The sequence below is a fragment of the Halomonas sp. SpR8 genome, assembly GCF_031010195.1.
Taxonomy (GTDB): Bacteria; Pseudomonadota; Gammaproteobacteria; order Pseudomonadales; family Halomonadaceae; genus Vreelandella.
Window position 1 is genome coordinate 271415 of record NZ_JAUAMC010000004.1, and the last position, 26683, is coordinate 298097.

The window sequence follows — 26683 nt, forward strand, 5'->3', positions numbered from 1 at the left end:
GTTCGTGTTCTTTCTGCTCTGCCTCGGAGTTTGCTATGACCACGCTTGACCGAACGACCGTGCCGCGAAGAGGAAATGCCGACCGGGTGAAGAAAGGCTTGGTGAGCGGAAAATTCACCGCGCTGCTGATCCTGCTGCCGCCGGCGTTAATTCTGTTTTCGCTGTTTGTCATTCTGCCGCTCGCGGATGCTGTTTATTACAGTGGCTTTTCCTGGAATGGCTATGGCGCGCCCAGTGACTTTGTCGGCGCGCAAAATTATCAGCGCCTGCTGGATCACTCGGTATTTCATACCGCGCTGTGGAATACCGCCAAACTGATCCTGGTGTCGCTACTGATTCAGATGCCCTTGGCGTTAGGGCTGGCGCTAATGGTGTACCGTAAAACGCCCACCAACACCCTGTTTCGGCTGGTATTTTTCCTGCCCTATATCCTGGCCGAAGTGGCTGCAGGGCTTATCTGGAGCTTCGTTTTTGACGGTGACTACGGCATTACCAGCTCGTTGTTGCATGCCATGGGGCAGGAGTCGGTGTATGTGCTGGCCGATCACCAGTGGGCGTTTCCAGCGATTATGACGGTGATCGTTTGGAAGTACTTTGGCTTCCATATGATGATCTATATTGCCGCCCTGCAGGGCGTGCCCAAGGATCTTGTCGAGGCTGCCAAGCTGGAAGGGGCAAAACCCAGGCAAGTCGCTCTCTTTGTGCAAATCCCACTGATTAAGCACGCCCTCGTCGTCAGTGGTTTCTTTGCCATTATCGGCTCGCTACAGATCTTCGACATTATTATCCCGATGACCAACGGTGGCCCGTCTAACTCGACGCACACCATCGTCACCTACCTCTATAGCTTCGGCCTCTCACGGCTCAATATTGGCTTCGGTAGCGCCGCTGCGGTGGTGCTGTTCGTGCTCGCTATCGGGATCGCCTTCTTCTACCAACGCACCACGTCCAAGGGGAGTAAGGCATGAAAAGTATCACTACCCGAAACACGCTGCGGGTGATCGTCCTGATTGTGGTGGCCAGTATTGTGATCGGCCCGCTACTGGCGGCGTTCTTCGGTGGCTTTAAGGGCAATGCCGAGCTGCGTACCAATCCGCTGTGGCTGCCCGACAGTTGGGCTGCTGACAATTACATCGGCATCCTGCTGGATGGCAATTTCTGGCGATACTTGGGGAACTCGTTTTTCATCTCGCTAATGACGGTGTTCTTAACCCTGGTGGTGGGGGCCGCTGCGGCTTACGTGTTTTCGCAGATACGTTTTTTCGGCGCCAAGATGATCCTTTCCTACCTACTGCTGGGGCTGATGTTTCCCTTCGCGGCGGCCATTCTGCCGCTGTTTATCAAGGTGCGCGATTTGGGCCTGCTGGATACCTACTGGGCGGTGATTCTGCCCCAGACGGCGTTTGGTTTGTCGCTAGCCATCCTGCTGTTCAAGGCGTTCTTCGACCAGTTGCCCAAAGAGCTGTTTGAAGCGGCCTACGTGGATGGGTGCAGCTATCTGCGCTTCTTCTGGTCGTTCACGCTGCCGCTCTCGACCCCCATTCTGGCCACCGTGGGCGTGTTTGTGTTTGTGCAGAGCTGGAATAACTTTCTGCTGCCGCTGGTGGTGCTCAACGACCGCTCTATCTACACCTGGCCGCTGGGCATGATGCAGTTCCAAGGCGAGTACCTGACCCAGTGGAACATGATTCTGGCCTTCGTGACCTTGACCATTATTCCGGCGGTTATCTTCTTTCTCGCCGCCCAGAAATACATCGTGGCTGGCCTGACCGGCGGCTCCGTTAAAGGATAAAGGAGGATCCCTAATGAACGATGTTATCCACAACCCGATTCTGGCCGGGTTCAACCCCGACCCCTCGATTTGCCGGGTAGGCGATGACTACTATCTGGCGACGTCAACCTTTGAGTGGTACCCCGGGGTTCAGATCCACCACTCCCGCGACCTGGCTAACTGGGAACTGGTAATACGGCCATTGAACCGGGCCAGCCAGCTGGATATGCGCGGCAACCCTGACTCCTGCGGGATATGGGCGCCCTGTTTAAGCTACGCCGACGGCCTGTTTTGGTTGGTCTACACCGATATGAAGCGTTATGAGGGTAACTTCAAGGATGGACATAATTACGTGGTGACAGCGCCACGTATTGAGGGCCCCTGGAGCGATCCAGTCTATCTCAATTCGAGCGGCTTTGACCCTTCGCTGTTTCATGACAGCGATGGCCGCAAGTGGTTGATTAACCTGCAGTGGGATTATCGCCAGCGGGAAGGGCGGGATCGTTTCGGCGGCATTGTGCTGCAAGAGTATGATCCTGAGCAGCGCCGCTTAGTGGGGGCTATTACCACTATCTTCACGGGTACCGAACTGAAGCTGACGGAAGGGCCGCATCTCTATCGTCGCGATGGCTGGTACTACCTAATAGTCGCCGAGGGTGGCACGGGCTACCAGCATGCGGTGACCATGGCGCGTTCAAAAACGCTAACGGGCCCTTACCAGCTACACCCTCAAACCCCACTTTTGACGGCTAGCCATGACCCCGATAACCCACTCCAGCGAGCGGGCCATGCGGATTTGGTCGATAGTCCTGAAGGTCATAGCTCTAAAGACCATAGTTCTAAAGACCATAGCTACTTGGTGCATTTATGTGGCCGCCCCTTACCGGGAACCCGACTGTCACCGCTGGGACGCGAGACCGCTATTCAGCGGATGGAGTGGGGCGCAGATGGCTGGCCACGACTCGCCGATGGAGGCAACACCCCGGCGTTAACGGTCGCCGTGAGCGGGGTAACGCAAAGGCCTCCTGCGCGGGAGGAGCACTACGAATTCGAAACAGACACCCTGCCCGCCGCGTTTCAATGGCTGCGTACCCCCTATCCTGACCGGCTTTTTTCACTTACCGAGCGGCCCGGCTACCTGCGCCTGTTTGGCCGTGAGTCGGTCGGTTCCTGGTTTGAGCAGGCGTTAGTGGCCCGGCGCCAGGACAGCATCTACTGTAGCGCCGAAACGACGCTCGAATTTGAACCTGAAGATATTCAGCAGTTTGCCGGGCTTATCGCCTACTACAACCGCTTCAAATTCCATTACCTGGCGGTGACCCTGAATGAGACCGGCGACAAGGTACTGAGCGTTATCAGTTGCCTGGATGATTGGCCTAACGGGAATCTGGAGATAGCTGATGCGAGCGTGCGCCTTGTCCCTGGCGCCACAATTCGGCTCGGGCTGGATATTCACGCCCGGGAGCTGTGCTTTCGCTATGCCCAGGGTGGTGAGGAGTGGCAGTCGATTGGGCCCACGTTAGACGCTGGCCTGCTCTCCGACGAAGGCAGTGGCCGCGCCCACGGCTACTTTACCGGCACTTTCCTGGGCATGGCCGCCCACGACATTAGCGGACGCGGCACTCCCGCCGACTTCCAGGCGTTTTGCTATCGTCGCGCCCCTCTTTCAAAGACGAGATAAGCTCATGGCTGAAGTAACCCTACGCGACATCGAAAAGACGTTTCATGGCAAAGAAACGGTCATCCCTAATCTAAATCTGCATATCGACGATGGCTCCTTTACCGTGCTGGTCGGGCCTTCTGGCTGCGGCAAGTCCACTTTGCTGCGCATGATTGCAGGCCTTGAAACCGTGACCCAGGGAACCATCACTATCGGTGGGGAGGACGTCACCACCGCCGAGCCGAGCGACCGGGATATTGCCATGGTCTTTCAGTCCTACGCGCTCTATCCGCACATGACGGTCGCCCGCAATATCGACTTCGGTATGCGCCTGGCAAAGGTGCCCGTCAAAGAGCGTGAGGCCAAAGTCGCCGAGGCGGCACGCCTGCTCAATTTAGAGGATCTGTTGGAGCGTAAGCCCGCGGAGTTATCCGGTGGGCAGCGCCAGCGGGTGGCCATCGGCCGGGCGATTGTGCGCAGCCCCGGCGTATTTCTGTTCGATGAGCCGCTGTCTAATCTGGATGCCTCGTTACGCAACCGCATGCGGGTCGAGCTGGCCGAACTCCATCAACGGCTCGAAACCACCATGGTGTATGTCACCCACGACCAGGTTGAAGCGATGACCCTGGCCGACTGCATAGTGGTGATGAATGCCGGGCAGATAGAGCAGATGGGCAAACCCATGGCGCTTTACCAACGCCCTGAAACGCTGTTTGTCGCGGGCTTTATTGGTTCGCCGAAAATGAACTTGATCGAAGGGCCACTAGCGGCGGCCTATGGCGCCACCACTCTTGGTATTCGGCCCGAGCATCTAGAGGTAAGCCGCGAGCAGGGCGAGTGGAAAGGGCGTGTGCGGTTCATCGAGAAGCTCGGCGCTGACGCCTTTGCCTATGTGGATAGCGAGCAGGCCGGCCCGCTCACCGTGCGTCTCTCTGGCGATGTCGAGCTGAGTAATGGCGACACGCTTTTTATGACGCCGCAACAGGCCCAGCTCCACGCGTTCGATGCCGAAGGGCAACGGCTGCCTGACGGCGCTGTCCACCAGGCTTCAAGTCGTCGCGAGAGCACGTTACACCACTAACGATCGTCAATTTCCCACTCTTCAATAGACACAAAAACGCTTAATAGACACAAAAACGCTTAATAGACACAAAAACGCTTAATAGACACAAAAACGCTCAATAACAAATCCAAGGAGCTCGACAATGACACAACAAAGAACGCTAAGCCGCTCATCGTATATTCTGGTGATCTGCTGTATTGCCGCCATCGGCGGTTTCCTGTTCGGCTTCGACAGTGGCGTGATCAACGGTACCGTCGATGGCCTGCAGACCACTTTTAACTCGGATAGCGCAGGCACGGGGTTCAATGTCGCCTCCATGCTGCTGGGCTGCGCGATTGGGGCCTTCTTTGCCGGTCGTCTGGCGGATCGCTTTGGCCGCCGCACGCTGCTGATCGTGGCCGCGGTGTTTTTCCTGATTAGTGCCTGGGGGTCAGGCGTTGCCGGTAGTTCGATGGAGTTTGTGGTCTACCGCATTCTCGGTGGCCTTGCCGTCGGCGCCGCCAGCGTGATGACCCCGGCTTATATCAGTGAAGTCGCGCCATCGGCCTATCGTGGGCGTTTAGCTACGATCCAGCAGGTAGCGATCATCTCGGGTTTGTTTTTTGCCTTTCTGAGTAACTATGTCTTGGCTTATGTCGCGGGTTCGGCAACCACCGAGCTATGGTTTGGCTTCGCAACCTGGCGCTGGATGTTCTGGATTGAGCTGATACCGGCTGCCGTTTTTCTGGTGGCATTGCTGTTTATTCCGGAAAGCCCGCGTTACCTGATCAGTACCGGTAAGCAGGGCGAAGCCCGCCGGGTGCTGGGGTTAGTGATGCCTGAACGGGATGTCAGCACTAAAATTGATGAAATAAACACCACCCTGGATCAAGACCACAAGCCACGGTTGAGCGATGTGATGAACCGCACCACCGGCAAGATGCACGCTATTGTCTGGGTGGGGATTGGTTTGGCGGTTTTCCAGCAGTTGGTGGGCATTAACGTTGTTTTCTACTACGGCGCGGTGCTATGGCAGTCGGTAGGTTTCTCCGAAGGCGATGCGCTGCTGATCAACGTGATCTCTGGTGCCGTGAGTATCGGCGCCTGCCTGCTGGCCATTGCGCTGATCGACAAAATTGGCCGCAAACCGCTGCTTTGGGGTGGTTCTGTGGGCATGGCGGCGACACTGGCGTGTCTCTCCTATGCGTTCTCTACGGCCTCGATGGTGGATGGCAGTCTACAGCTATCCAGTGACATGGGCGTATTTGCGCTGCTGTGCGCCAACCTCTATGTGCTGTTCTTCAACGCCTCTTGGGGGCCGGTGATGTGGGTTATGCTGGGCGAGATGTTCCCCAATCAGATGCGCGGTTCGGGGCTGGCGATAGCAGGGCTTTTCCAGTGGCTGGCCAACTTCGGTATTACCATGACGTTTCCTATCATGCTGGCTTCTATCGGGTTGTTCGGTGCCTACGGCTTCTATGCGATCAGTGCCGTTGCCTCGGTCTTCTTCGTTATGTACTTCGTCAAAGAGACGCGCGGTAAAGAGCTGGAAGAGATGGCCTACGAGTAATCCTTCTAGACTGCCCAGATTGCCTGATCAATCGGGGATCATGTGCCTATTTTAAACAGGATAAGGCTAGTTTTTATTAATAAAAACAAAAGGTTGGCATCGGTTTTAAACATATAAACGATTGTTTAATAGTGATTTTTATTTACGTTGGTCGAAAAGTGGCACGCTCGCTGCAGTATTAGTGGTGAGAGCGGATGGTAGGAAGACCTTACCCTCTCAACACTAAAACTAAGGTGCGATGCTCGTAAGCAAGTGCCGAAGTTTAAGCAGTAAAGCCATACAGGAGCAGTATCATGATGAAGACGGAATCTCTCAAGAAACTTGGCATCCTAGGTGTATCATTTGGCCTAATGGCCAGCCCGCTTGCTTTTGCTCAAGTGGACAGCAGCGACGAGTACGAACCGACCCCGCAGGAAGAAACGACGCAGGATGATCAAGGCACCTACAACAGCTACGACACTGAGCAAGATAAAGGTTCGGATGTAGGTACTGAGTACGAAGAGGAAGAGCAAGAATTCACTTACGAAGAAGAGGAAGAGGAGCAAGAAGTCCCCGCCACTGATGAAGAGGAGGATGACTCCGGGTGGTAATTGCAACTTTTAAGGACTAACTTTTCTCGGGCTCATGGATGAGCCAACAGATGCCCCGCCCACTGCGGGGCATCTTTGTGTGTGGCCGTTAACACTGTCAACTCAAGCGGGCGATATCATTTCACGCTAAAGTGTTAAGCACCTTTATGCTTAACCATTGACTACGGTGCCCACAAGGATGTCTTGATGCCCCTGAACTGGATGCCCTTAAAATGGACAGAAAAGCCCCAACTGCCCAAGGCCGAAGGCCGCATAGAGGCGATTGACTTAGCTCGTGGCCTAGCCATTGGCTTGATGATCATAAGCCACGCGGTCAGTGGGTTGGTGGGTATTCGCAACGTCCCTGACTGGGGCATGGTGCCGATCCATTTTCTGACTAAATTCTCCTCTTCGCTGTTTATTATGGTGTTTGGCATCGCGCTGGCGGTAGCGTTTCTTTCCCACACTCAAAGCGACGATTGGCCTAAACGCCGTTTGAAACTGTGGCTGCGCGCCGTAGAAGTGTGGTTCTGGTACAAAGCGCTGCTCGTTATTGAAATGTTGCCGTTCTATTCGCCCAGCGAAATTGTCGATGCCTTGCTCTATGGCCGTTTCGCAATTTGGGTAGAAATCTTAGGCTTCTACGCCATCGCGCTGCTATGGGTGCCGCTGATTTTGCCGCTGTGGGCGCGGGCGCCGCTGTGGAGCCGACTAGCCTCGATTGGCGTGTTAATCGCGCTGACCGTTTGGCTGCAAAGCCTCACCTTCGGCGGCAACGATATTCTGAAGGCGCTACTGGTGGATCACGAAGACCACTATACCTGGGGGCAGATAAGCCGCGCACCCATGATTCTAGTGGGCCTTTTGATCGGTGAAGCCTTGCTACGCTGCTACTTTGAGCCTGCTGCGCGGCGGCGGCTGGTGTTGACCCTACTAGGGCTGGGTGCACTAATGGTCGCCGGATTTTATGGCTTGGCGTTTGCTAGTGGCGATGTGCATGCGGCGATGCTGGCGGTGGCGAAAAATGTTGGCAAACATCCGCCAGGGCTAGAATTTATGCTGTTTAGTCTGGGCGGCGCGCTGGTGCTATTAGCCGCCGCGCTTGCTGGCGGCACCAACGCGGCAAAGGCTTTAATGCCGCTGACGATTGTCGGCTCTAACGCCCTCATGGCGTTTATCTTCCATATTTTGATGATCTTCTTAGTGCTGCGCTTTCTATGGGAAGGCGAGGGAATGTACACCTATCCACAGGCACTTGGCGTGGGCGGGCTGTTGATACTGGGTGCTGCGGCGTGGATTTGGTTAACACGTTGGATAGCCCAGCACCGTTAAACACGATCCATCATTTAGGGAGTTTACGATTTGCGACACTGGATACAGCGCGGACTGGTAGCCGTAGCACTTTTCATGGCGCTACCCGCACATGCAGATGCGTACGAAACCAATTGGTACTATGAAGTCGATAAACAGAGCGCTTGGCAGGGCGATTTAACCGCTCGTTTACAGGCCATCGAAGAGGTGTTTGCGGGTCGGCTGGGGGTTTATGTACAAAACCTCGCCAGTGGCGAAGCCTACTCCTGGCGTGCTGAAGATCCTTGGTACTTAGCCTCGCTAATCAAAATACCGGTGGCGGCCCAGGTGCTCGCCGAGCGTCAGGCAGGCACGCTCTCTCTGGATGAGCGGTTAACCCTTGCGCGGAGTGACTTTGTCGATGGCGCAGGGCCTACCAACTGGCACGACCCCGGCACACCTATCTCGATCCGCTACTTAATGGAGCAGATGATTACCGTCAGCGATAACACCGCCACCGATATGTTGATTGATCGGGTGGGGCTTGAGGAGGTAAATGAGCGCGCTCGCTTGATGATTGCGTCAAGCGGCGGCAACCCGGATGCGATTGGCCCTATCTCTAAACTGGTCGGTGTACGCCAGGGGGTTTATGGCGAGCTGCACCCGGATGCGCGCGAGCTTGGCGGAATGGATTTTATCGCCCTGCGCCAGCACCCGGTGAGCCAACGCGGGCAGGCGTTAGCCCGAATGCTGGGAGTCAGCACGGCGTCTTTCACGCAGCCGGATTACGACCACGCTTTTGATGCGTACGAAGCCACAGGTGAGAACGTTGGCACCTTAAGTGCTTTTGGCGACCTATTGGCTAGCCTGCATACTGTTCAGCAACGACCGGGTATGGATGATGTAAATGCCGAGCAGCGGCAAATGCTGCTGGACGTGATGCGGCGAACCAGTTCCGGCAAACAGCGTCTTAAGGCGGGTATGGGAAGCGGCATAAGCTTTGCCCATAAAACCGGCACCCAGCAGCGCCGCAGTTGCGATGCGGGCATTGCCGAGAGCGACAACGTTAATACTGCAACAGAAGGGCCGTGGGTAATTGTCAGCTGTACTCGCGGGCCACTGGCCGTTAGTGCCCACGAGCGTGCCATGTCCAGTGTGGGCGAAGCGTTGCGTTATAGCGGAGCACTGGGTAAGCCGTGGTAAACTACCGCCCCGAATGACCCCTCAGAACATAATTAGTTAGGAGTAACCTATGACACGCGCCAGCGCCCGCCACATTTTGGTCAGCAGTGAAGAGCAGTGCTTAGCACTCAAAAAAGAGATCGAAAACGGCCGCGATTTTGCGGAAGTTGCCAAAGAGCACTCCAGCTGCCCCTCCAGCCGTCAAGGCGGCGACTTGGGTAGCTTCGGCCCCGGACAAATGGTGCCCGAGTTCGACAAAGTCGTCTTCAATGACGAAGTAGGCCAAGTACACGGTCCGGTGAAAACCCAGTTTGGCTACCACCTGCTAGAAGTTACCGAACGCTCTTAACTTTTCCACCAACCGCTCTTAATTCTGCCTAAAAGGCCGTCAAGCGCCGCAGCCACTAGGCTGCGGTGTGAGGAGTACGCCTTGAACGACCCAATTATTGCGATTAAAGGCCTGAATAAAACCTACGAAGGTGGCTTTCATGCCCTAACCCACATTGATTTAACCATTCAGCGTGGTGAAATCTTTGCGCTGCTTGGCCCCAACGGGGCAGGCAAAACGACCCTGATCAGCGTTGTATGCGGTTTGGTCAACCCCACCGCTGGCCATGTGCTGGTCGATGGGTTCGATAATATTACCCATTACCGCCAAGCCCGCGAGCGCATTGGTCTGGTGCCCCAAGAGCTTACTAACGAAGCGTTTGAAACCGTCTGGAACACCGTGAGCTTCAGCCGTGGCCTGTTTGGTAAAGCGCCCAATCCAGCGCATATTGAGAAAGTGCTCAAGTCGCTGGCGCTATGGGATAAACGCAACAACCGTTTAATCACGCTATCGGGCGGTATGAAGCGTCGCGTGCTGATCGCTAAAGCGCTCTCCCACGAGCCACGCATTCTTTTTTTGGATGAGCCCACCGCCGGAGTGGATGTTGAACTCCGCCGCGAGATGTGGGAAGTCGTGCGTCAGCTGCGCGAGAACGGCGTCACTATCATCTTGACCACTCACTACATCGAAGAAGCCGAAGAGATGGCCGACCGTATCGGCGTGATCAATGGCGGTGAGCTGGTGCTGGTAGAAGGAAAAGCCGCCTTGATGAGCAAACTAGGCAGCAAGCAGCTGACGCTTAACCTGCACAGCCCGTTAGCCGAGATGCCTGCCAGCTTGCAGCGCTATGAACTGAGCTTAGGGGCGGAAGGGCATGAGCTGGTTTATACCTACGACGGCAGTCAGGAAGAGGACGGCCACGCCATTTCAGAGCTGCTAACCGCGCTAGAGCGCGAAGGCATCACCTTTAAAGACCTAAATACCCGGCAGAGTTCGCTGGAAGATATTTTTGTCGATTTGGTTAATCCTAAGGAGCGTGCATGAACCTACATCCCGTCCGCGCTATCTATATGGCGGAAATGGCCCGCACGCGCCGCACGCTGCTGCAGAGCATTGTCTCGCCGGTGATCTCCACATCGCTCTACTTTGTGGTGTTTGGTGCCGCGATCGGCTCACGCATCAGTGAGGTCAACGGGGTCAGCTATGGGGCCTTCATCGTGCCTGGGCTGATTATGTTGATGCTGTTGACCCAAAGCGTCTCGAACGCTTCCTTCGGCATCTTTTTTCCCAAGTTCTCCGGCAGTATTTACGAGCTGCTTTCGGCGCCAATCTCGCATTTAGAGATTGTCATTGGCTATGTAGGCGCAGCGGCCTCGAAATCGATCCTGCTGGGGCTGATTATTCTGGCGACCTCTGGCTTGTTTGTTCCGCTGGAAATCGCCCACCCGTTTTGGATGCTGTTCTTTCTGGTGCTGACGGCCGTCACCTTCAGCTTGCTGGGTTTTATCATCGGCATTTGGGCCGATGGCTTTGACCGCTTGCAGTTGGTGCCGCTGTTAGTGATTACCCCGCTGACCTTTTTGGGTGGCAGCTTCTACTCCATTGATATGCTGCCACCGTTTTGGCAAACCATCACTCTGGCAAACCCGGTGGTGTATCTGGTGAGCGGCTTTCGCTGGAGCTTTTACGGCATCAGCGACGTTAGCCTGGCGGCGAGTGTGGGCATGATTGCACTATTTCTCGTTGTTTGCCTGGGTACGATTGGCTGGATTTTCCGCACCGGTTATCGCCTAAAACCCTGACGTTTTTTTAAACTCTGGACGCTAGTAAACCCTTATGCCGTTACTGCAAAGTATTGTGCACCGCCTAGACCCGACGCTTGACGGTGAGCGCTTAACCCTAACCGCCGCCCCCCAGTCAGAACAGGCTAATGCCAGCGACGACTCGGTAATGGCGAGTTTGGTGGGTGCGCTCAACGACACCTACAACACCAAGCCCAAAGGCTGGGGACGTTTCGCTGAAGAGGGCGATCAGACCGGGCCGCTAGCCGTGTGGCTACGCGACTATCTTGCCGGTGAGCAGAGCTTTGCCGAGCTTTCGGTTGCGCTGGCCGAACGGCTCGCCAAACAGCTTCAAGAACAGCTGTCAGTGAGCGGTTACTTAGTGATCAGCCACCAGCGCCAGGGCGATACCGAAACGCTGTTGATGGCTTTGGTACACCAGCGTGAAGGGATCGGTATTAACGATGAGCACCACGCCGTGCCTGCTGCCCAACTTAATACCAGCCAACTCACTCTGGCGGCGCGCATCAACCTCACTCAGTGGCAGAGCGATGCGCCGAATGCACAATATGTCTCGTTTCTAAAAGATCGCGGCGGTAAAAAACTCGCTGAGGGCTTGGTGGCGCTGTTGGGAATGGAGGAGGGCGTTGACGCTCCGGCGGAAACCCGCACGCTGCTCAAGGCATTTAGCGACTACGTCGAAAAAGAGGATTATGACGACGAGGTGAGTCGTGAAAAAACCGACACCCTTGTGGATTACGCTAACGAACAGCTGCGACGTGGCGAGCCCATGACCCTGGAAGAGCTATCCGGATTGGTGGACGAACAGCAGCCGAAAGCCTTTTACGAGCATATTCGTAACGCTGATTACGGGCTCTCGCCGGAGATTCCTCCGGATAAACGCACCTTAAGCCAGTTCCGCCGTTTTACTGGGCGCGCCGGTGGCGTTTCCATCAGTTTTGACTCCCACCTGCTGGGCTCCAGCATCGAGTACGATGCCGCCCAGGATCGTCTGATTATCAAGCAGGTACCCAAGCAGTTAAGAGAGCAGCTCACCAAGAAGGATTGAGTTTACGACAAGGCTCTCTCTAGCCAGGAGAATTCTATGCTGAACGCCATTAGTGATTTTTTTCAGCGCGCGCTGGCGCAACCCGAGCAGCGTGAAAATCAAACGTTGACCCTGGAGCTGGCCACTGCGGCGTTGTTGTGTGAAATCGTTCGCGCCGACTACGACACCAGCGACGAAGAACTTGCCGCCCTGCGTATTATGCTCACCGAGCGCTACCGGCTAAGTGCAAGCGATGTGGAAGAGTTGATGACACTGGCCCAGGCGGAGGTGGACGAGGCGGTCGACCACTACCAGTTCGTAAGCCTGATTAAAGAGCACTATGATTACGACCAGCGCTGTGAACTGGTCGCGCAGATGTGGCAGTTAGCCTGGGCCGACGGCAATATCGACCCCCTGGAGGAGCATCGTATTCGCCGCCTGGCGGACTTGCTATATGTTAGCCATAGCGACTTTATCCGCACCAAACTGCAAGTAGAGGATCGCAATAACCACGATGCATAACCGCAACGAAGACGCGAGTTTAATGGATTTAATTAGCTCGATAGAGCAGATGGAGCAGGATGCTTCACGGGTTAGCGTTGATAATGTTGTGCAGGCTGTGGGGCGACGCTCGTTTGGGCCACTGCTACTGGTCGCTGGGTTAATTACGCTGGCACCGATCATCGGCGACATACCTGGCATGCCGACGCTGATGGCCGTGCTGGTGCTGCTTGTTTCAGTACAGCTACTAGCGGGACGTGAGTCGTTCTGGTTGCCTGGATGGTTACTCAAGCGCTCTCTTTCCCGGCAGAAGTTCGACAAGGGCATCAAGTGGATGAAAAAGCCCGCCCGCTGGATAGATGGTTTGCTGCGGGTACGCTTACCGTGGCTAACCGGCTATATCGGTATTCGTGTCACTGCGGTTGTTTGCCTGTTAATTGCCCTCGCCATGCCACCGATGGAGTTTATTCCCTTTTCGGCCAACGGTGCCGGGGTAGCACTTTCCCTGCTTGGCCTTGGCTTGGTCGCTCGCGATGGGGTTGCGCTGCTGCTAGGATTTGCGCTGTTTGCCGCCACGTGCGTTTTAATCGTGATGAACCTAGTCTAAAAAGGAACCTTGCCATGCCAGATGCCTCACCGCCCACGCCACCTAAATCACCGCAGCAGCAAGGGGCTTGGGAGCGGCGAATCGAAACGGCGCTGTGGAACTCGCGTTTTCTGGTCATGCTTGCCGTGGTGCCAAGCCTGATGGGTTCATTGATACTGTTTATTGTCGGCACCGTGGATATTTTAACCGTCGTGGCCGACGTGTTGCGTTACTACCTGGTTGGAGGCACCCCGAATATCCACGACAGTTTAGTGCCCGATATTATTATCGCGGTGGATATCTATCTGATTGCGATCGTACTGCTGATTTTCGGCCTGGGCATCTACCGGCTGTTTGTCTCGCGCATTGACCAAGCCGAAGCGCGTTTCCCGCATCACCCCTTTAACGTTGCCTCGCTCGATCAGCTCAAAGACAAAATCGCCCGCGTGGTGATTTTAGCGGTGATTATCGAGTTCTTCCGTGCGGTAGTGGATATTCGCTTTGCCACACCGCTGGAGGCGATCTATCTCGCCCTTTCAATATTGGCACTAGCGGCCGCGCTCTATTTGATGAGCCTCGGCCACAAAGGCGAATAAGGCACGATACTAATTACAACTTACAACTCACCATCTTCAGCTAACAAACCAACCACCAGCCTATTCAACTGCTGCTGGAACTGCCCGCCGGGCGAGGGTGGGTTCGGGTCTGAGGTGATCACCACGGTCATCTCTCGCTCAGGAATGACGAACATTGCTTGACCACCGTAGCCGCGCCCGTAGTAAGTATCTTCCCCTGCTAGTTGAGTAATAAACCACCCGTAGCCGTATCCGTCGCCTGTCCAGCGCGATGTGCCACGCGGCTGCCATGACTCCTCCACCCAGCCTTCCGGCAGAATCCGCTCTCCATTACCTGCTTCATCAAATACGATGCCATCATTGCGATACAGCTCGCCCACTTCAATCAGCGCCCGTGGCGAAAGCTGCATATCATTGCCGCCAAAATAGATGCCTTGCGGGTCGCGTAGCCACGGGAGAATAGTGATATTGAGCGGGTCACCCAACAAACGCTGGGCGAGCGCGTGAGTGGTTTCGCCGCTGGCATGGGTAAGGGCGGCAGAAAGCAGATGACTTGTGCCGGTGGAGTAAAGCATTTGCCCGCCTGGTTCATCCACAAAAGGTCGTGTTAAGGCATCGTTTACCCAGTTGGCGCTCGCCACCCAGGCGCTGTAATTGCTCCCTGATGTTCGTTCCAGACCCGCCTGTAGAGCGAGTAGATGCGCCACGGTAATCTCGTTAACGCGCGGATCAGTGCCACTTGGCATATGATCGCCAAATAGCTCGACCATGGGCTGCTCAGCAGACTCTAAGATACCCGCCTCAATCGCCGCGCCGGTAATCGCCGCCAGCACGGTTTTAGATAAGGACTTGATATTGGCAGGCGATGCCACGCCCGGCCCACCCTGATGGTATTCGTGAATAATTTCGCCATCATGCGCCACTACCAACGCATGCACACGATTTAACGCACTGGCCTGCCGATCAAGCGCCTGCAGAGCCGTTGTTGAGGGGGCATCTGCTGCGGCACTAGAAACGTGAAATAATGACAAAAAAACACAGGGGATAAGTAACACAGTCGCGCGCATTGCAATCCCTTGGCTATGAGTGGCTATCGTTCGAGGTTGAGAAGTAGAGGAGGTTCCACGATTCAACCTGCCTGAAGCACCCAAAAATGTGCCGACAGTACGCAAAGAGAGAAAAAGCCTGCTAGGCTATCTGTGTTGGTCCGTGGGTAAGCAACCCATTGATTTTCCCTAAAACACACCAATATTTTTTCTAACACGCACTTAGCAAGGAGCGCCCTATGCGTAACATCATCTACATTATTGGTCTTATCGTGGTTGTGCTGTTTATCCTATCGTTGCTCGGCCTGCGCTAAGCCCCACAACGCTTGGCGCTAGAAACAAGGACAAAAAAACCGCCCGCAGCGTTCGCTGATGGAGCGGTTTTTTATGCGCGATCAACGCCAGATGATTGACTAGGCGCAGTCGGCGGCCCCCTGGCCAAACATATCGAACATCAGTTCGCGGCCAAGGCGGGTCAATACAAAGCGGCCATACTCATTGAAAGTAGCGGCTTCGCTGTCTTCCATTACCTGCTGGCAAGTGGCCCAAGTTGGTGCTGCCGCGCTAAGCGCGAGCAATTCACGGCGGGCTAAGCCGCGCTGGGGCAAGGTAATCGTTTCTAACACATGGCCGTGGTCGTAGAGCAATTCAGCGGCAATCGATAAACACTGGCGAAGACTACGCTGAACGTTCGCGGCGGTTGATAGCTTGGGAGAAGTCAGTTCTAGAGGCACGCATACTCTCCTGCAATTAGCACCCGTAGAGGGTTATTGCAGTGCATTATAAACTAACGTCTAGGCTAGACCAAGGTCTAACCTAGACGAAGACCTAGATTGAACCTTGATCTATAATTTGAAGATGCGTGAGGGTCAGCGTCTCGGTTAACGCCACGTCTGATCATACTCTTCTCAATAGCTATCCATTTGCCGCTCTTAGGTTAAGAGCTCGTCAAAAGCGAGCGAGCTTTTTATGAGGCCTTGGGGTGGATGGCTGGGCACTGGGAATAGAAGCTTGCTTATATATTCTTTAATGGAATAAAAATCACGTTTAATATTCTTTTACTGTTTTGTGGCGAAAGAGTAGGATACTTGCCATTAATATTTGCTGCCTAACCTGCTACATCAAAAGGGAAGCCCTATTATGTCACTAATTCGTAAGGCCAGTGTCACCCTGGCAGCGCTCTCAGTGAGCGTTGCCAGTGGAGTTTTCGCTGCCGCTGCCCAGGCCGATACGCTGCGCGTAGGTATGTCTGGCGGCTATTTTCCGTTTACTTTTGTCGAGCAAGATGAGCTGAAAGGCTTTGAGGTCGATGTGATGAATGCGGTGGGTGAGATCACCGGCGATGACATTGAGTTTGTCACCGCGAGCTTCTCGGGCTTAGCGGGGATGCTGGAGTCTGGGCGTATCGACACTATCGCTAACCAGATCACCATTACACCCGAGCGTGAAGCCAAATATGTGTTCACCGCTCCTTATGTGTATGACGGCGCTCAGGTTGTGGTACGCGCAGGTAACGACGCCGTTCAGGGCGTTGAGGATTTGTCCGGCAAAAGCGTGGCGGTCAACCTGGGCTCGAACTACGAGCAGTTGCTGCGCGAACAGCCGAATGCGGATGAAATCGACATTCGCACTTATGAGTCCAATATTGAGCAGGACGTTGCGTTGGGCCGTGTCGAGGCCTTCGTGATGGACCGCGTGAGTGCCACGCAGGTCATTAAAGAGAAGGGCCTGCCGTTAGAACTGGCGGGTCAGCCGTTCTCGACGATTGAGAACGCGCTACCGTTCCGCGATGACGAGACGGGCCGTGTACAGCGTGACCGTGTTGATGCTGCCCTTGCTGAGCTTCGTGACAGTGGCGAGCTGGGCGAGATATCAGAAAAGTGGTTTGATACCGATATTACTCAGCCGTAACCGCTGAACTCATCTGTTTAACGCGGCCGTGGCATTGCCACGGCCGTTTGCTTATAAGCGATATTGCGATGCTTAACCTTGAATATATGTGGGGGCTACTGCCGGTCCTGCTGCGCTATTTGCCGCTCACGCTGCAGATGGCGACCATTGCGATGGTGTTTGCCTTGATACTGGCGTGTTTGATGGCGGTCATTCGTGTCTCTAAGGTGCCGCTGCTTAACGGTTTGGCGATGCTGTTTATCTCGTTTTTTCGCGGTACGCCCCTGCTGGTTCAGCTGTTTCTTTTCTATTATGGCTTGCCACAACTGATTAGCGCGCTGATCTCGATTACCGGCGTGCAGGCGGCGGTGCTGGGGCTGACGCTGCACTTTTCTGCGTATATGGCTGAGTCGATTCGTGCCGCGATTGTGGGGATAGACCGCAGCCAGACGGAAGCCGCGCTCTCGATAGGTATGACCCAGTCGCAGCTGATGCGGCGCATTATTCTGCCTCAGGCCACCCGTGTGGCTACCCCGACGCTGATGAACTATTTCATCGATATGATTAAAGCGACCTCGTTGGCCTTTACGCTGGGAGTGACCGAGTTAATGGGCGCTACCCAAAAAGAGGCGGCGGGAAGCTTTCTCTATTTAGAGGCGTTCTTGCTAGTAGCGCTGATTTATTGGGCAATCGTAGAGGTGCTTTCCTGGGGGCAGCGCCGATTAGAGGTTTATCTGAATAAGGCCTATCAACGATGATTTCGCTGCAAGGCATTACCAAGCGCTTTGGCGCCCACACGGTGTTTCATGATATCGATTTGAGCCTTTCCCAGGGCGAAATCATCGTGATCATTGGTCCTTCCGGTACCGGTAAATCCACGCTGCTGCGCTGTATTAACTTTTTAGAGCGACCGGATGCGGGGCGTTTAACGGTAGGCGATTTGAGCATCGACACCCAGCGCGCCAGCCGGGCGGATATTTTGGCGCTGCGTCGGCGTACGGCGTTTGTGTTTCAAAACTACGGGCTGTTTGCCAATAAAACCGCGCTGGAGAATATCAGCGAGGGCATGATGGTGGTGGATAAGCTGCCGAAAGCGAAGGCCCATGCGCGGGCCAGGGAAATTCTGGAGCGTATCGGCTTGGCAGATAAAGCCGATGCTTATCCGGCCTCGCTTTCAGGCGGCCAACAGCAGCGGGTGGGAATCGGCCGGGCGATGGCCGCAAATGCCGATGTGATTCTGTTTGATGAGCCGACTTCTTCGTTAGATCCCCAGTGGGTAGAGGAAGTGCTGAGTCTGATGAAGCAATTGGCGGAAGAGCGCCAGACGATGATCGTTGTCACCCACGAAATGCAGTTCGCCCGAGACGTAGCTGATCAAGTGGTCTTTATGGATGACGGCGGTATTGTCGAGCAGGCTCCGCCCGAGGAGCTTTTCACCGCACCGAAAGATGAGCGAACGCGGCATTTTTTGCGCAAAATTCTGGCGCCTACGGGGCAGGATGTGCCTTAGCTTGAGTGTCGCCGAGCCCTGCCCAGCATTGACAACCGCTAGCAAGCGCGCCTAGCGCGTGATAGACTATGCCATCCTCTCAGACAAGTCCCGTGAATGGGCAGCTTATTTCAACTGCCTGTTACACACTTTGGTAGGGTGATAATCCAGCCAAAACAATTAGTTATTTCGGAAACAGGTTGTTTCGGAAATGGATTGTTGGAAATGGGTTGTTAGAAATAAATCGTTGCGGAAACGTCGTGCTGTGACAGCGCAGTCGACGAACACATATTTAATTTCGTTGCCGTTTTATCGGCAACCTTTATTCTCCAAGGAGATACCCTGTGGCGAACAGCAAGCAAGCACGCAAGCGCGCCCGCCAGGCCGAGAACCGTCGCGTCCTGAAATCCAGCCAGCGCAGCATGGTCCGCACCTACATCAAGCGTGTAGTGAAAGCGATCGGCACCGGCGACCACGCCAAGGCAATGGAAGAGTTCAAGGCGATGCAGCCGGTCGTTGACCGTATTGCCGACAAAGACGTGCTGTCCAAGAAAAAAGCAGCTCGCCTGAAGAGCCGTTTGAACAAGCGTATTAAGGCACTGGCGGCGTAAGCCGGCAGGCGCCATAAAAAAACCGGCTGCGGCCGGTTTTTTTGTGTCTGAATGTTCTCTTTGTGGTTCCTTTGGATGGTCTTTTCTGGATAGCTTATGACGGCGAAGAAAGCAGCCAATGCGTCCCCTGATACTGCAGTAGTTCGCCGTGGGCTAATGCGCTCAGGTCTTGTGGTCAGCGCCATGACGATGCTGTCGAGGGTGATGGGGCTGGCGCGAGATGTTGTCGTTGCAACCTTGCTAGGGGCGGGGGATGGCGCCGATGCGTTTTTTGTGGCGTTTAAGATCCCTAACTTTCTACGCCGTCTGTTTGCCGAAGGCGCGTTCAATCAAGCCTTTGTGCCAGTGCTTTCAGAGTACTCCGCCCAGCGCAGCCGGGAGGAGATACGCGCGCTACTGAATGCCACTGCCGGTAGCTTGACGGCGGTGCTGGCGCTGATTACGGCGTTAGCGATGCTCTGCGCGCCGTGGCTGATCTGGGTGTTTGCCCCCGGTTTTGGCAGTGACCCAGAGAAACTGACGCTGACCGCGGATATGCTGCGCTTAACGTTTCCCTACTTGCTGCTGATTTCGCTGACCGCGTTTTCCGGCAGCGTGTTGAATACCTGGAATCGCTTTGCGGTGCCCGCGTTTACTCCGGTACTGCTGAATCTTTCGCTGATTGGCGCGGCGCTGTTTTTGATGCCGTTAATGGAAAAGCCCGCCATGGCGCTGGCGTGGGGCGTGTTGATCGCCGGGGCCGCTCAGTTGGTTTTTCAGGTACCGTTTTTACTGCGGCTGGGGCTGATGCCGACGCCGTGGCCAAACTTTGCCCACGAGGGCGTGCGGCGTATTCTGAAACTGATGGGGCCTGCGCTGTTTGGGGTCTCGGTATCGCAGATTAACCTGCTGTTGGATACCATTCTGGCCTCGTTACTAGCGGCGGGTAGCGTGTCGTGGCTCTATTACTCGGATCGTTTAGTAGAGCTGCCTCTGGGAGTTTTCGGGGTGGCGATTGGTACGGTGATTTTGCCCGCGCTCTCTAAGCGCCATGCGGAGCAGTCTAAGGAGCACTTTGCAGCCATGCTCGACTGGGCGATTCGCATTGTGCTGCTGCTAGGCTTGCCAGCCGCGCTGGCGCTGGCGGTGTTGGCCGAGCCGCTGTTGATCACGCTATTTCATTATGGCGCAATGACCGACAACGATATTCAAATGGCGGCCATGAGTCTGCGTGCTTATGCGTTCGGTTTGGTGGCCTTTATGCTGATCAAAGTATTGGCACCGGGCTTTTTTGCCCGTCAAGACACCAAAACACCGGTAAAAGTGGGCATTCTGGCCATGGTCGCCAATATGGTGTTTAACCTTCTGCTGATTTGGCCGCTGGCCCATGCTGGGTTGGCGTTGGCTACCGCGCTGTCGGCGTTTTTAAACGCGGGCTTGCTAGGCTACTTGCTGCATAAGCGAGGCGTGCTGATCTTCCAGCCAGGCTGGAAGCGTTACTCGGTGCAGTTGCTGGGGGGTAGCGCTTTAATGTGCGCGGCACTCTATTTTGTCGCCCCGGATTGGCAGGCGTGGCTTAGCTTTGGCCTTTGGCAGCGAGTGAGCTGGGTCTCAGGGTTGGTGGTACTCGGTGGCTCGCTCTACTTTGCGTGGCTTGCAGCGTTTGGCCTACGCATGCGTCATTTTAAAATGCACTCGTAACGTTACATCCTAGCGGGTGTATTTGTTATCAGGCGTGTTCGTTATAATCAGAGGCTTTATATCCTCCCAACGGCTGAGGTGCCATGCGCGTCATTCGAGGTCTGCACAACTTTAGAGCGGCTCATCGTGGCTGCGTTGCGACTATCGGTAACTTCGATGGGGTGCATCGCGGCCACCAGGCCATTCTTCAGCAGTGCCGTGAACATGCCGCACGCTGGAGTGTGCCGCTAACCGTCGTGGTGTTCGAACCCCAGCCGCGGGAGTTTTTTGCCGGCGATCAAGCGCCGCCGCGCTTAACCCGGCTGCGTGAGAAAGTACGGCTACTGCGTGATTTTGGTGCCGAGCAAGTGCTGGTTCTGCCGTTTAACGATGCACTGCGCAGCCTCACCGGGCGCGAGTTTATCGATCAGGTATTAATTGACGGGCTGGACGTGAAGCACTTGGTCGTGGGTGATGACTTCCGCTTTGGCTGTGACCGACGCGGCGATTTCGCGCTGCTGGCGGACGTTGGGCGTGAGCAGGGGTTTGGTGTCGAGCACACCCGCACCTTTACCGTGGATGACGAGCGGGTTTCCAGCACGCGGGTGCGTACGTTGCTCGCCTGCGGCAATTTCTCCGCCGCCGCACGTTTGTTAGGACGCCCCTATTCGTTACATGGCCGCGTGGTGCGCGACCAGCAGTTGGGACGCACCATTGGCGTGCCCACCGCCAACTTACCGCTACTGCCGCAGCCGTTAACGCTGCGTGGCGTATTTGCGGTAGTGGCGGAGCTTGAAAATGGTGAACGCCACCCGGCAGTAGCGAATGTCGGCTTCCGTCCTACCGTAGGCTCAGACCGGCCAACGCTCGAAGTGCACCTGCTGGATTTTGCCGGTGATCTCTACGGCCAACGTATGACCGTATTCCCCTGTGTGCGTCTGCGCGGCGAGGTGAAGTTTGACGGCCTTGAGGCACTGAAAGCACAAATTGAACGTGACCAGGCCCGCGCTCGCCACTATTTAGCGGCAGTTGAGGTCGATCAAGACTACTCTCTTCCGCTGGCCTCGGCCCCGCTAGGGCGTGAGGCGATTTCTTCTGATTATTCTTCGGCGGATGACGCCGCCGATGCTAACAACGGCTGACCAGATCATGGATTATAAGCACACGCTGAATTTGCCTGAAACTGACTTCCCCATGCGCGGCATGTTGCCGAAGCAAGAGCCGGGGCGGGTTTCCCAGTGGCAGGATATGAACATTTACCAGCGCCTGCGCGAAACACGCGCTGGTGCGCCGCTGTTTGTGCTGCACGATGGCCCTCCCTACGCCAACGGCAGTATTCATATCGGTCACGCCGTTAATAAAATCCTCAAAGATATTATTGTTAAATCGAAGAATTTAGCCGGTTTCGATGCCCCTTATGTACCGGGCTGGGACTGCCACGGTCTGCCTATCGAGCACAAGGTAGAAACCACCCATGGTAAGCACCTTGAGGCGAGCAACGCTCGTGAGTTATGCCGTGAATACGCTGGTGCCCAAGTTGAAACCCAGCTAGCCGACTTTGTGCGCTTGGGTATTATTGGTGATTGGGATCACCCCTACCGCACCATGGATTTCGCCAATGAAGCGGGTGAGATCCGCGCGCTGGCCGAGATGGTCGATGCGGGCTATGTATTTAAAGGCCTGAAGCCGGTTAACTGGTGCTTTGACTGCGGCTCGGCGCTGGCGGAAGCGGAAGTTGAGTACGCTGACAAGAAGTCCGATGCCATCGATGTAGCCTTCCCTGTGGAGGATGCCGACAAGCTTGCCGCCGCATTTGGCCTGAGTGAATTACCCAAGCCTGCAGCCGTAGTCATCTGGACGACGACCCCTTGGACCATTCCGGCCAACCAGGCGCTTAACGTTCACCCTGAGTTTACCTACGCGCTCGTTGATACCGGTGAGCGCCTGCTGCTGTTGGCCGAAGAGCTGGTCGAGAGCTGCCTGGAACGCTTTGAGCTGCAAGGTGAGGTGATCGCGACGACTCAAGGCAAAAATCTCGACCTGATCAATTTCTGTCACCCGTTCTACGACCGTCTGTCGCCCATGTACCTGGCCGAGTACGTCGAGTCGGAGGTGGGCAGTACAGGTATTGTTCACTCCGCGCCTTCTTATGGCATGGATGACTTTATCACCTGCCGCGAGCATGGCATGGAGTTCGATGACATGCTCAACCCGGTGCAGGGCAACGGCGTTTACGTTGATGACCTGCCGTTCTTCGGCGGCCAGATGATCTGGAAAGCTAACCCCCAGATCGTCGAAAAACTACGCGAAGTAAATGCACTGATGGCGCATATCCCCATCAAGCACAGCTACATGCACTGCTGGCGCCACAAAACGCCGGTGATCTACCGTGCTACGGCTCAATGGTTTGTGGGCATGGACATCAAAGGCAAGGACGGTAAAACCTTGCGTGAGCGCGCTTTGGAAGGTATCGAAGCCACTGCGTTTACCCCCGCTTGGGGCCAAGCGCGTCTGCATAGCATGATCGCCAACCGCCCAGACTGGTGTATCTCCCGCCAGCGGAACTGGGGCGTGCCGATCCCGTTCTTCCTCCATAAGCAAACCGGCGAGCTGCACCCGCGTACCGTTGGGCTGATGGAAGAGGCGGCCAAGCGCGTAGAGCAGGAGGGCATCGACGCCTGGTTCAAACTCGACCCGGCAGAGCTGCTGGGCGCCGAAGCGGCGGAGTACGATAAAGTCACCGACACGCTGGATGTCTGGTTCGACTCCGGTACGACCCACCGCCACGTGCTGCGCGGCTCGCATCCCCACGGCCACGAGAGCGGTCCGCGGGCTGATCTGTACCTGGAAGGCTCCGACCAGCACCGCGGCTGGTTCCACTCGTCGCTGCTGACGGGTTCGGCTATTGACGGGCATCCGCCGTACCGGCAGTTGCTGACCCACGGTTTTACCGTCGACTCCCAGGGCCGTAAGCAGTCTAAATCGCTGGGCAATGTGGTTGCGCCTCAGGAAGTGATGGATAAACTGGGCGGCGATATTCTGCGCTTGTGGGTGGCGTCTACCGATTACTCCGGCGAAATGGCGGTATCTGACGAGATTTTGAAGCGTACCTCCGACGTCTATCGCCGGATTCGTAACACCGCCCGCTTCCTGCTTTCCAACCTTAACGGGTTTGATCCAGAGAAAAACCAAGTAGCATTTGGCGATATGCTGGCACTGGATCAGTGGGTGGTGGATCGTGCTTACCAGCTGCAGGCGCGGATCGAAAAAGCCTACGAGGAGTACCGCTTCCTGGATGTGTACCAGCAGGTGCACGGCTTCTGCGCCCGGGAGCTGGGTGGCTTCTATCTGGATGTCATCAAAGACCGCCAATACACCACGCAGGCCGATTCCCTGGCCCGGCGTAGTGCGCAAACCGCGCTCTATCATGTGGTGGAAGCGCTGAGCCGCTGGATCGCACCGATCCTCTCCTTCACCGCTGAGGAGATTCACGAGAATATCCCCGGTAAGCGCGGTGACAGCGTGCTCTTGGAGACCTACTACACTGGTTTGGGTAGCCTGGACGACAACGCCGAGCTAGGCCGTGCTTTTTGGGAGCAGGTGCTAGAGGTCAAGCACTCGGTCAACAAGTGCCTGGAAGACGCGCGTAACGCTAAAGTGATCAAGGGTAGCCTAGCCGCCGAAGTGACGCTGTATGTGAGCGATGAGCTGCAGGCGACGTTGGCCAAGCTAGGCGATGAGCTGCGCTTTGTGATGCTAACCAGCGAAGTCACGCTGAAACCCTTATCTGATGCGAGTGAGGCGGAGGCCGGTGATGCAGAAGCAACGGAACTTGAAGGCTTGAAAGTCGCGGTTAAAGTAAGCGGTAACACCAAGTGCGAGCGCTGCTGGCATCATCGCCCCGACGTAGGCACCCATGCGGATTATCCGGATCTATGTGGGCGCTGTATCAGTAACCTCCCCGAGGGAAGCGGTGAGATTCGTTACTATGCTTGATAAAAACACGCCTAGTGATACCGATACAAACGCGCGGCCGAAGATGCAGCGGCCACTGCGCTGGCTGTGGCTAGCAGTGGCGGTCATTGTCTTGGATCTGGCCACCAAGTACGTGGCCAGTAGCCAGTTGGGTTATGCACAGCCGGTAGAGGTGCTGCCGTTCTTTAACCTGACCCTGCTGCACAATACGGGGGCTGCATTCAGCTTTTTAGCTACCCATCCCGGCTGGCAGCGCTGGTTCTTCGCCTTGGTTGCCGTGGGTGCCAGCGTGGCGTTGACGGTGTGGCTTTCGCGGATCAAAAACGACGAAAAGTTGTTGGCGATAGCACTGCCGCTGATTATCGGTGGTGCGCTGGGGAATCTTTATGATCGCTTGGTGCATGGTTATGTGGTCGACTTTTTATCGTTTCACGTCGCCGGGTGGTACTACCCGGCATTTAACGTGGCCGATATGGGCATTGTGCTGGGGGCGGTTGCCTTAATCTGGGAATCCATTATGGGTGAGCGGCGGCGCAAAAAAGCGCACGGGGCTTCCCATTAATCGAACGTTGAGAATGGTACATTGAGGGCTGAAATGAGCGACTATTTGATCGATGACGGTATGGAAGTGACGCTGCACTTCACCTTGAAGCTCGAAGACGGCACCTTGGTGGACTCCACTAAAGACAAAGCGCCGGCTACCTTCGAGTTTGGTGACGGTAACTTGCCGCCCGGTTTTGAACACCCTATTAAAGGCATGTCCGCAGGCCAAGAGGCTACCTTTCAGATAACCCCTGAGCATGCGTTCGGCCAGCACAACCCGCAAAATATTCAGACCCTTAAGCGGGCTGATTTTGGCGATGAAGTCCCGGAAATTGGTATGGTGATGTCGTTTGCCGATAAAGCGGGAACGGAATTGCCCGGTGTGGTCAAAACCATTGACGGCGAGCGTATTGAAGTGGACTTCAATCATCCACTGGCAGGGCGTACCCTGGTGTTTGAGGTAGAAGTACTCGACGTCAAACCGGTGACAACGCATTAATTCACTAAGCGATGCGCTTACGCATCAAGGCGCTACTATGCAACCGACGCAACCACAGCCCATCCAAATTAAATTAGCCAATCCGCGTGGCTTTTGCGCCGGTGTGGATCGGGCGATCGATATCGTCAACCGCGCACTGGATGTGTTTGGCCCGCCTATCTATGTGCGCCACGAGGTTGTCCACAACCGCTTTGTGGTCGAAACCCTGCGCGCCCGTGGGGCCGTGTTTGTCGAAGAGCTGGATGAAGTGCCGGACGACGTTATCGTCATTTTCTCTGCCCACGGCGTTTCCCGGGCGGTACAGGCCGATGCGGAACGGCGGGGTTTGAAGGTGTTCGACGCCACCTGCCCGCTAGTGACCAAGGTACACCTTGAAGTGCTGCGCTATGCCAAGCGCGGCCAGGAGTGCATCCTGATCGGCCATGAAGGCCACCCGGAAGTCGAAGGCACCATGGGGCGTTACGATACCTCCCATGGCGGCCGGATCTACCTGGTCGAGGACGAAAAAGACGTCGCCAAGTTGGAGGTGAGTGATCCCGCCAAGCTGGCTTTTGTGACCCAGACTACGCTGTCTATGGATGACACCGCCAAGGTAATCGATGCGCTGCGCGAGAAGTTTGCCGATATTCAGGGGCCGCGCAATGACGATATCTGCTACGCCACGCAGAACCGTCAGGATGCAGTACGCGAACTAGCCGCTCAAAGTGATCTACTGCTGGTGGTGGGCAGCCCCAATAGCTCAAATTCCAACCGCTTACGTGAACTTTCGGAGCGTATGGGCACGCCCGCCTATTTGATCGACAACGCTGACCAGATCGACCCGCAGTGGCTTGAAAATGTTTCACGTATCGGCGTAACCGCCGGCGCCAGTGCCCCTGAAGTACTGGTCAAAGGCGTGATTGCCAAGCTTCAAACCATGGGCGCTGCACTACCTGAAGAGCTGCAGGGTCGCGAAGAGACCATTACCTTCTCTATGCCGAAAGAGCTGCGTGAGAAGGTAATCGCCAGCAGTTGATCTAGGCCGCGTAATGCAATGGGTATTGGTTTGCGACATACTGAAACAGTATG

At 55.6% G+C, this 26683-nt stretch carries 27 protein-coding genes; 25 read left to right on the forward strand and 2 right to left on the reverse strand.

Annotated features, from left to right (window positions below; all coding sequences use genetic code 11):
• Nucleotides 1-35 precede the first annotated feature (35 nt).
• From QT230_RS10650 to QT230_RS10720, 15 genes are all read left to right on the forward strand, one after another.
• Nucleotides 36-968 carry a sugar ABC transporter permease gene (locus QT230_RS10650; protein WP_308321713.1) on the forward strand — a complete coding sequence of 311 codons (933 nt, stop codon included), beginning with the start codon at nt 36-38 and terminating at the stop codon, nt 966-968.
• On the forward strand, nt 965-1792 hold the full coding sequence (locus QT230_RS10655) for a carbohydrate ABC transporter permease (protein ID WP_064235193.1): 828 nt from the start codon (nt 965-967) through the stop codon (nt 1790-1792). The genes QT230_RS10650 and QT230_RS10655 overlap by 4 nt, the downstream gene beginning before the upstream one ends.
• A gap of 13 nt (nt 1793-1805) precedes the next feature.
• Nucleotides 1806-3452: a glycoside hydrolase family 43 protein gene (locus QT230_RS10660; protein WP_308321715.1), complete on the forward strand. Its 1647-nt coding sequence runs from the start codon at nt 1806-1808 to the stop codon at nt 3450-3452.
• A gap of 4 nt (nt 3453-3456) precedes the next feature.
• A complete protein-coding gene (locus QT230_RS10665; protein WP_064235191.1) occupies nt 3457-4512 on the forward strand; it encodes an ABC transporter ATP-binding protein in 1056 nt (351 codons plus the stop codon).
• Between the two features lie 124 nt (nt 4513-4636).
• On the forward strand, nt 4637-6043 hold the full coding sequence (locus QT230_RS10670; protein WP_374694455.1) for a sugar porter family MFS transporter: 1407 nt from the start codon (nt 4637-4639) through the stop codon (nt 6041-6043).
• A gap of 293 nt (nt 6044-6336) precedes the next feature.
• The gene (locus QT230_RS10675) at nt 6337-6633 is read left to right on the forward strand and encodes a hypothetical protein (RefSeq protein ID WP_374694456.1); all 297 of its coding nucleotides are present in this window, start codon (nt 6337-6339) and stop codon (nt 6631-6633) included.
• Between the two features lie 186 nt (nt 6634-6819).
• The gene (locus tag QT230_RS10680) at nt 6820-7944 is read left to right on the forward strand and encodes an acyltransferase family protein (RefSeq protein ID WP_308321716.1); all 1125 of its coding nucleotides are present in this window, start codon (nt 6820-6822) and stop codon (nt 7942-7944) included.
• Between the two features lie 75 nt (nt 7945-8019).
• On the forward strand, nt 8020-9105 hold the full coding sequence (locus QT230_RS10685) for a serine hydrolase (RefSeq protein ID WP_374694460.1): 1086 nt from the start codon (nt 8020-8022) through the stop codon (nt 9103-9105).
• Nucleotides 9106-9154: 49 nt separating this feature from the next.
• Nucleotides 9155-9433 carry a peptidylprolyl isomerase gene (locus tag QT230_RS10690; RefSeq protein WP_308321718.1) on the forward strand — a complete coding sequence of 93 codons (279 nt, stop codon included), beginning with the start codon at nt 9155-9157 and terminating at the stop codon, nt 9431-9433.
• A gap of 81 nt (nt 9434-9514) precedes the next feature.
• Nucleotides 9515-10456 (forward strand): ABC transporter ATP-binding protein, encoded by a 942-nt coding sequence (locus QT230_RS10695; protein ID WP_308321719.1) that lies wholly within the window; start codon nt 9515-9517, stop codon nt 10454-10456.
• Entirely contained in the window at nt 10453-11214 is a 762-nt protein-coding gene (locus QT230_RS10700; RefSeq protein ID WP_308321720.1) for an ABC transporter permease, read from the forward strand. The genes QT230_RS10695 and QT230_RS10700 overlap by 4 nt, the downstream gene beginning before the upstream one ends.
• Nucleotides 11215-11248: 34 nt before the next feature.
• Entirely contained in the window at nt 11249-12262 is a 1014-nt protein-coding gene (locus tag QT230_RS10705; RefSeq protein WP_308321721.1) for a nucleoid-associated protein, read from the forward strand.
• Nucleotides 12263-12298: 36 nt separating this feature from the next.
• Nucleotides 12299-12763, forward strand: coding sequence for a TerB family tellurite resistance protein (locus tag QT230_RS10710; RefSeq protein WP_308321722.1), 465 nt, complete (start codon nt 12299-12301; stop codon nt 12761-12763).
• On the forward strand, nt 12756-13349 hold the full coding sequence (locus tag QT230_RS10715) for an exopolysaccharide biosynthesis protein (protein ID WP_308321723.1): 594 nt from the start codon (nt 12756-12758) through the stop codon (nt 13347-13349). The genes QT230_RS10710 and QT230_RS10715 overlap by 8 nt, the downstream gene beginning before the upstream one ends.
• Before the next feature lie 14 nt (nt 13350-13363).
• Nucleotides 13364-13924, forward strand: a complete 561-nt coding sequence (locus tag QT230_RS10720) for a YqhA family protein (protein WP_308321724.1) — start codon at nt 13364-13366, stop codon at nt 13922-13924.
• Between the two features lie 20 nt (nt 13925-13944).
• On the opposite strand, the gene QT230_RS10725 is transcribed toward QT230_RS10720, so the two are convergent.
• Entirely contained in the window at nt 13945-14970 is a 1026-nt protein-coding gene (locus QT230_RS10725) for a serine hydrolase (RefSeq protein ID WP_308321725.1), read from the reverse strand.
• Between the two features lie 392 nt (nt 14971-15362).
• The gene (locus tag QT230_RS10730) at nt 15363-15683 is read right to left on the reverse strand and encodes a hypothetical protein (RefSeq protein ID WP_308321726.1); all 321 of its coding nucleotides are present in this window, start codon (nt 15681-15683) and stop codon (nt 15363-15365) included.
• 406 nt (nt 15684-16089) lie between these two features.
• Between QT230_RS10730 and QT230_RS10735 the strand changes: the two genes are divergently transcribed.
• The 10 genes from QT230_RS10735 (at nt 16090) to ispH (ending at nt 26630) form a co-directional block, all read left to right on the forward strand.
• The gene (locus tag QT230_RS10735) at nt 16090-16860 is read left to right on the forward strand and encodes an amino acid ABC transporter substrate-binding protein (protein ID WP_308321727.1); all 771 of its coding nucleotides are present in this window, start codon (nt 16090-16092) and stop codon (nt 16858-16860) included.
• Between the two features lie 68 nt (nt 16861-16928).
• Nucleotides 16929-17597, forward strand: a complete 669-nt coding sequence (locus QT230_RS10740) for an amino acid ABC transporter permease (protein ID WP_308321728.1) — start codon at nt 16929-16931, stop codon at nt 17595-17597.
• Nucleotides 17594-18349, forward strand: coding sequence for an amino acid ABC transporter ATP-binding protein (locus QT230_RS10745; protein ID WP_308321729.1), 756 nt, complete (start codon nt 17594-17596; stop codon nt 18347-18349). The genes QT230_RS10740 and QT230_RS10745 overlap by 4 nt, the downstream gene beginning before the upstream one ends.
• Nucleotides 18350-18672: 323 nt before the next feature.
• Nucleotides 18673-18939 carry a 30S ribosomal protein S20 gene (gene rpsT / locus QT230_RS10750; protein ID WP_022521977.1) on the forward strand — a complete coding sequence of 89 codons (267 nt, stop codon included), beginning with the start codon at nt 18673-18675 and terminating at the stop codon, nt 18937-18939.
• 96 nt (nt 18940-19035) lie between these two features.
• The gene (gene murJ / locus QT230_RS10755; protein ID WP_308321732.1) at nt 19036-20619 is read left to right on the forward strand and encodes a murein biosynthesis integral membrane protein MurJ; all 1584 of its coding nucleotides are present in this window, start codon (nt 19036-19038) and stop codon (nt 20617-20619) included.
• Between the two features lie 83 nt (nt 20620-20702).
• Nucleotides 20703-21740, forward strand: a complete 1038-nt coding sequence (gene ribF / locus QT230_RS10760; protein ID WP_308321733.1) for a bifunctional riboflavin kinase/FAD synthetase — start codon at nt 20703-20705, stop codon at nt 21738-21740.
• A gap of 7 nt (nt 21741-21747) precedes the next feature.
• A complete protein-coding gene (ileS, locus tag QT230_RS10765; protein ID WP_308321734.1) occupies nt 21748-24594 on the forward strand; it encodes an isoleucine--tRNA ligase in 2847 nt (948 codons plus the stop codon).
• On the forward strand, nt 24587-25135 hold the full coding sequence (gene lspA, locus QT230_RS10770; protein ID WP_308321735.1) for a signal peptidase II: 549 nt from the start codon (nt 24587-24589) through the stop codon (nt 25133-25135). The genes ileS and lspA overlap by 8 nt, the downstream gene beginning before the upstream one ends.
• Before the next feature lie 33 nt (nt 25136-25168).
• Nucleotides 25169-25615 (forward strand): FKBP-type peptidyl-prolyl cis-trans isomerase, encoded by a 447-nt coding sequence (gene fkpB, locus QT230_RS10775; protein ID WP_064235148.1) that lies wholly within the window; start codon nt 25169-25171, stop codon nt 25613-25615.
• A 37-nt stretch (nt 25616-25652) separates the two neighbouring features.
• On the forward strand, nt 25653-26630 hold the full coding sequence (gene ispH / locus QT230_RS10780) for a 4-hydroxy-3-methylbut-2-enyl diphosphate reductase (RefSeq protein WP_308321737.1): 978 nt from the start codon (nt 25653-25655) through the stop codon (nt 26628-26630).
• Nucleotides 26631-26683: the final 53 nt, after the last annotated feature.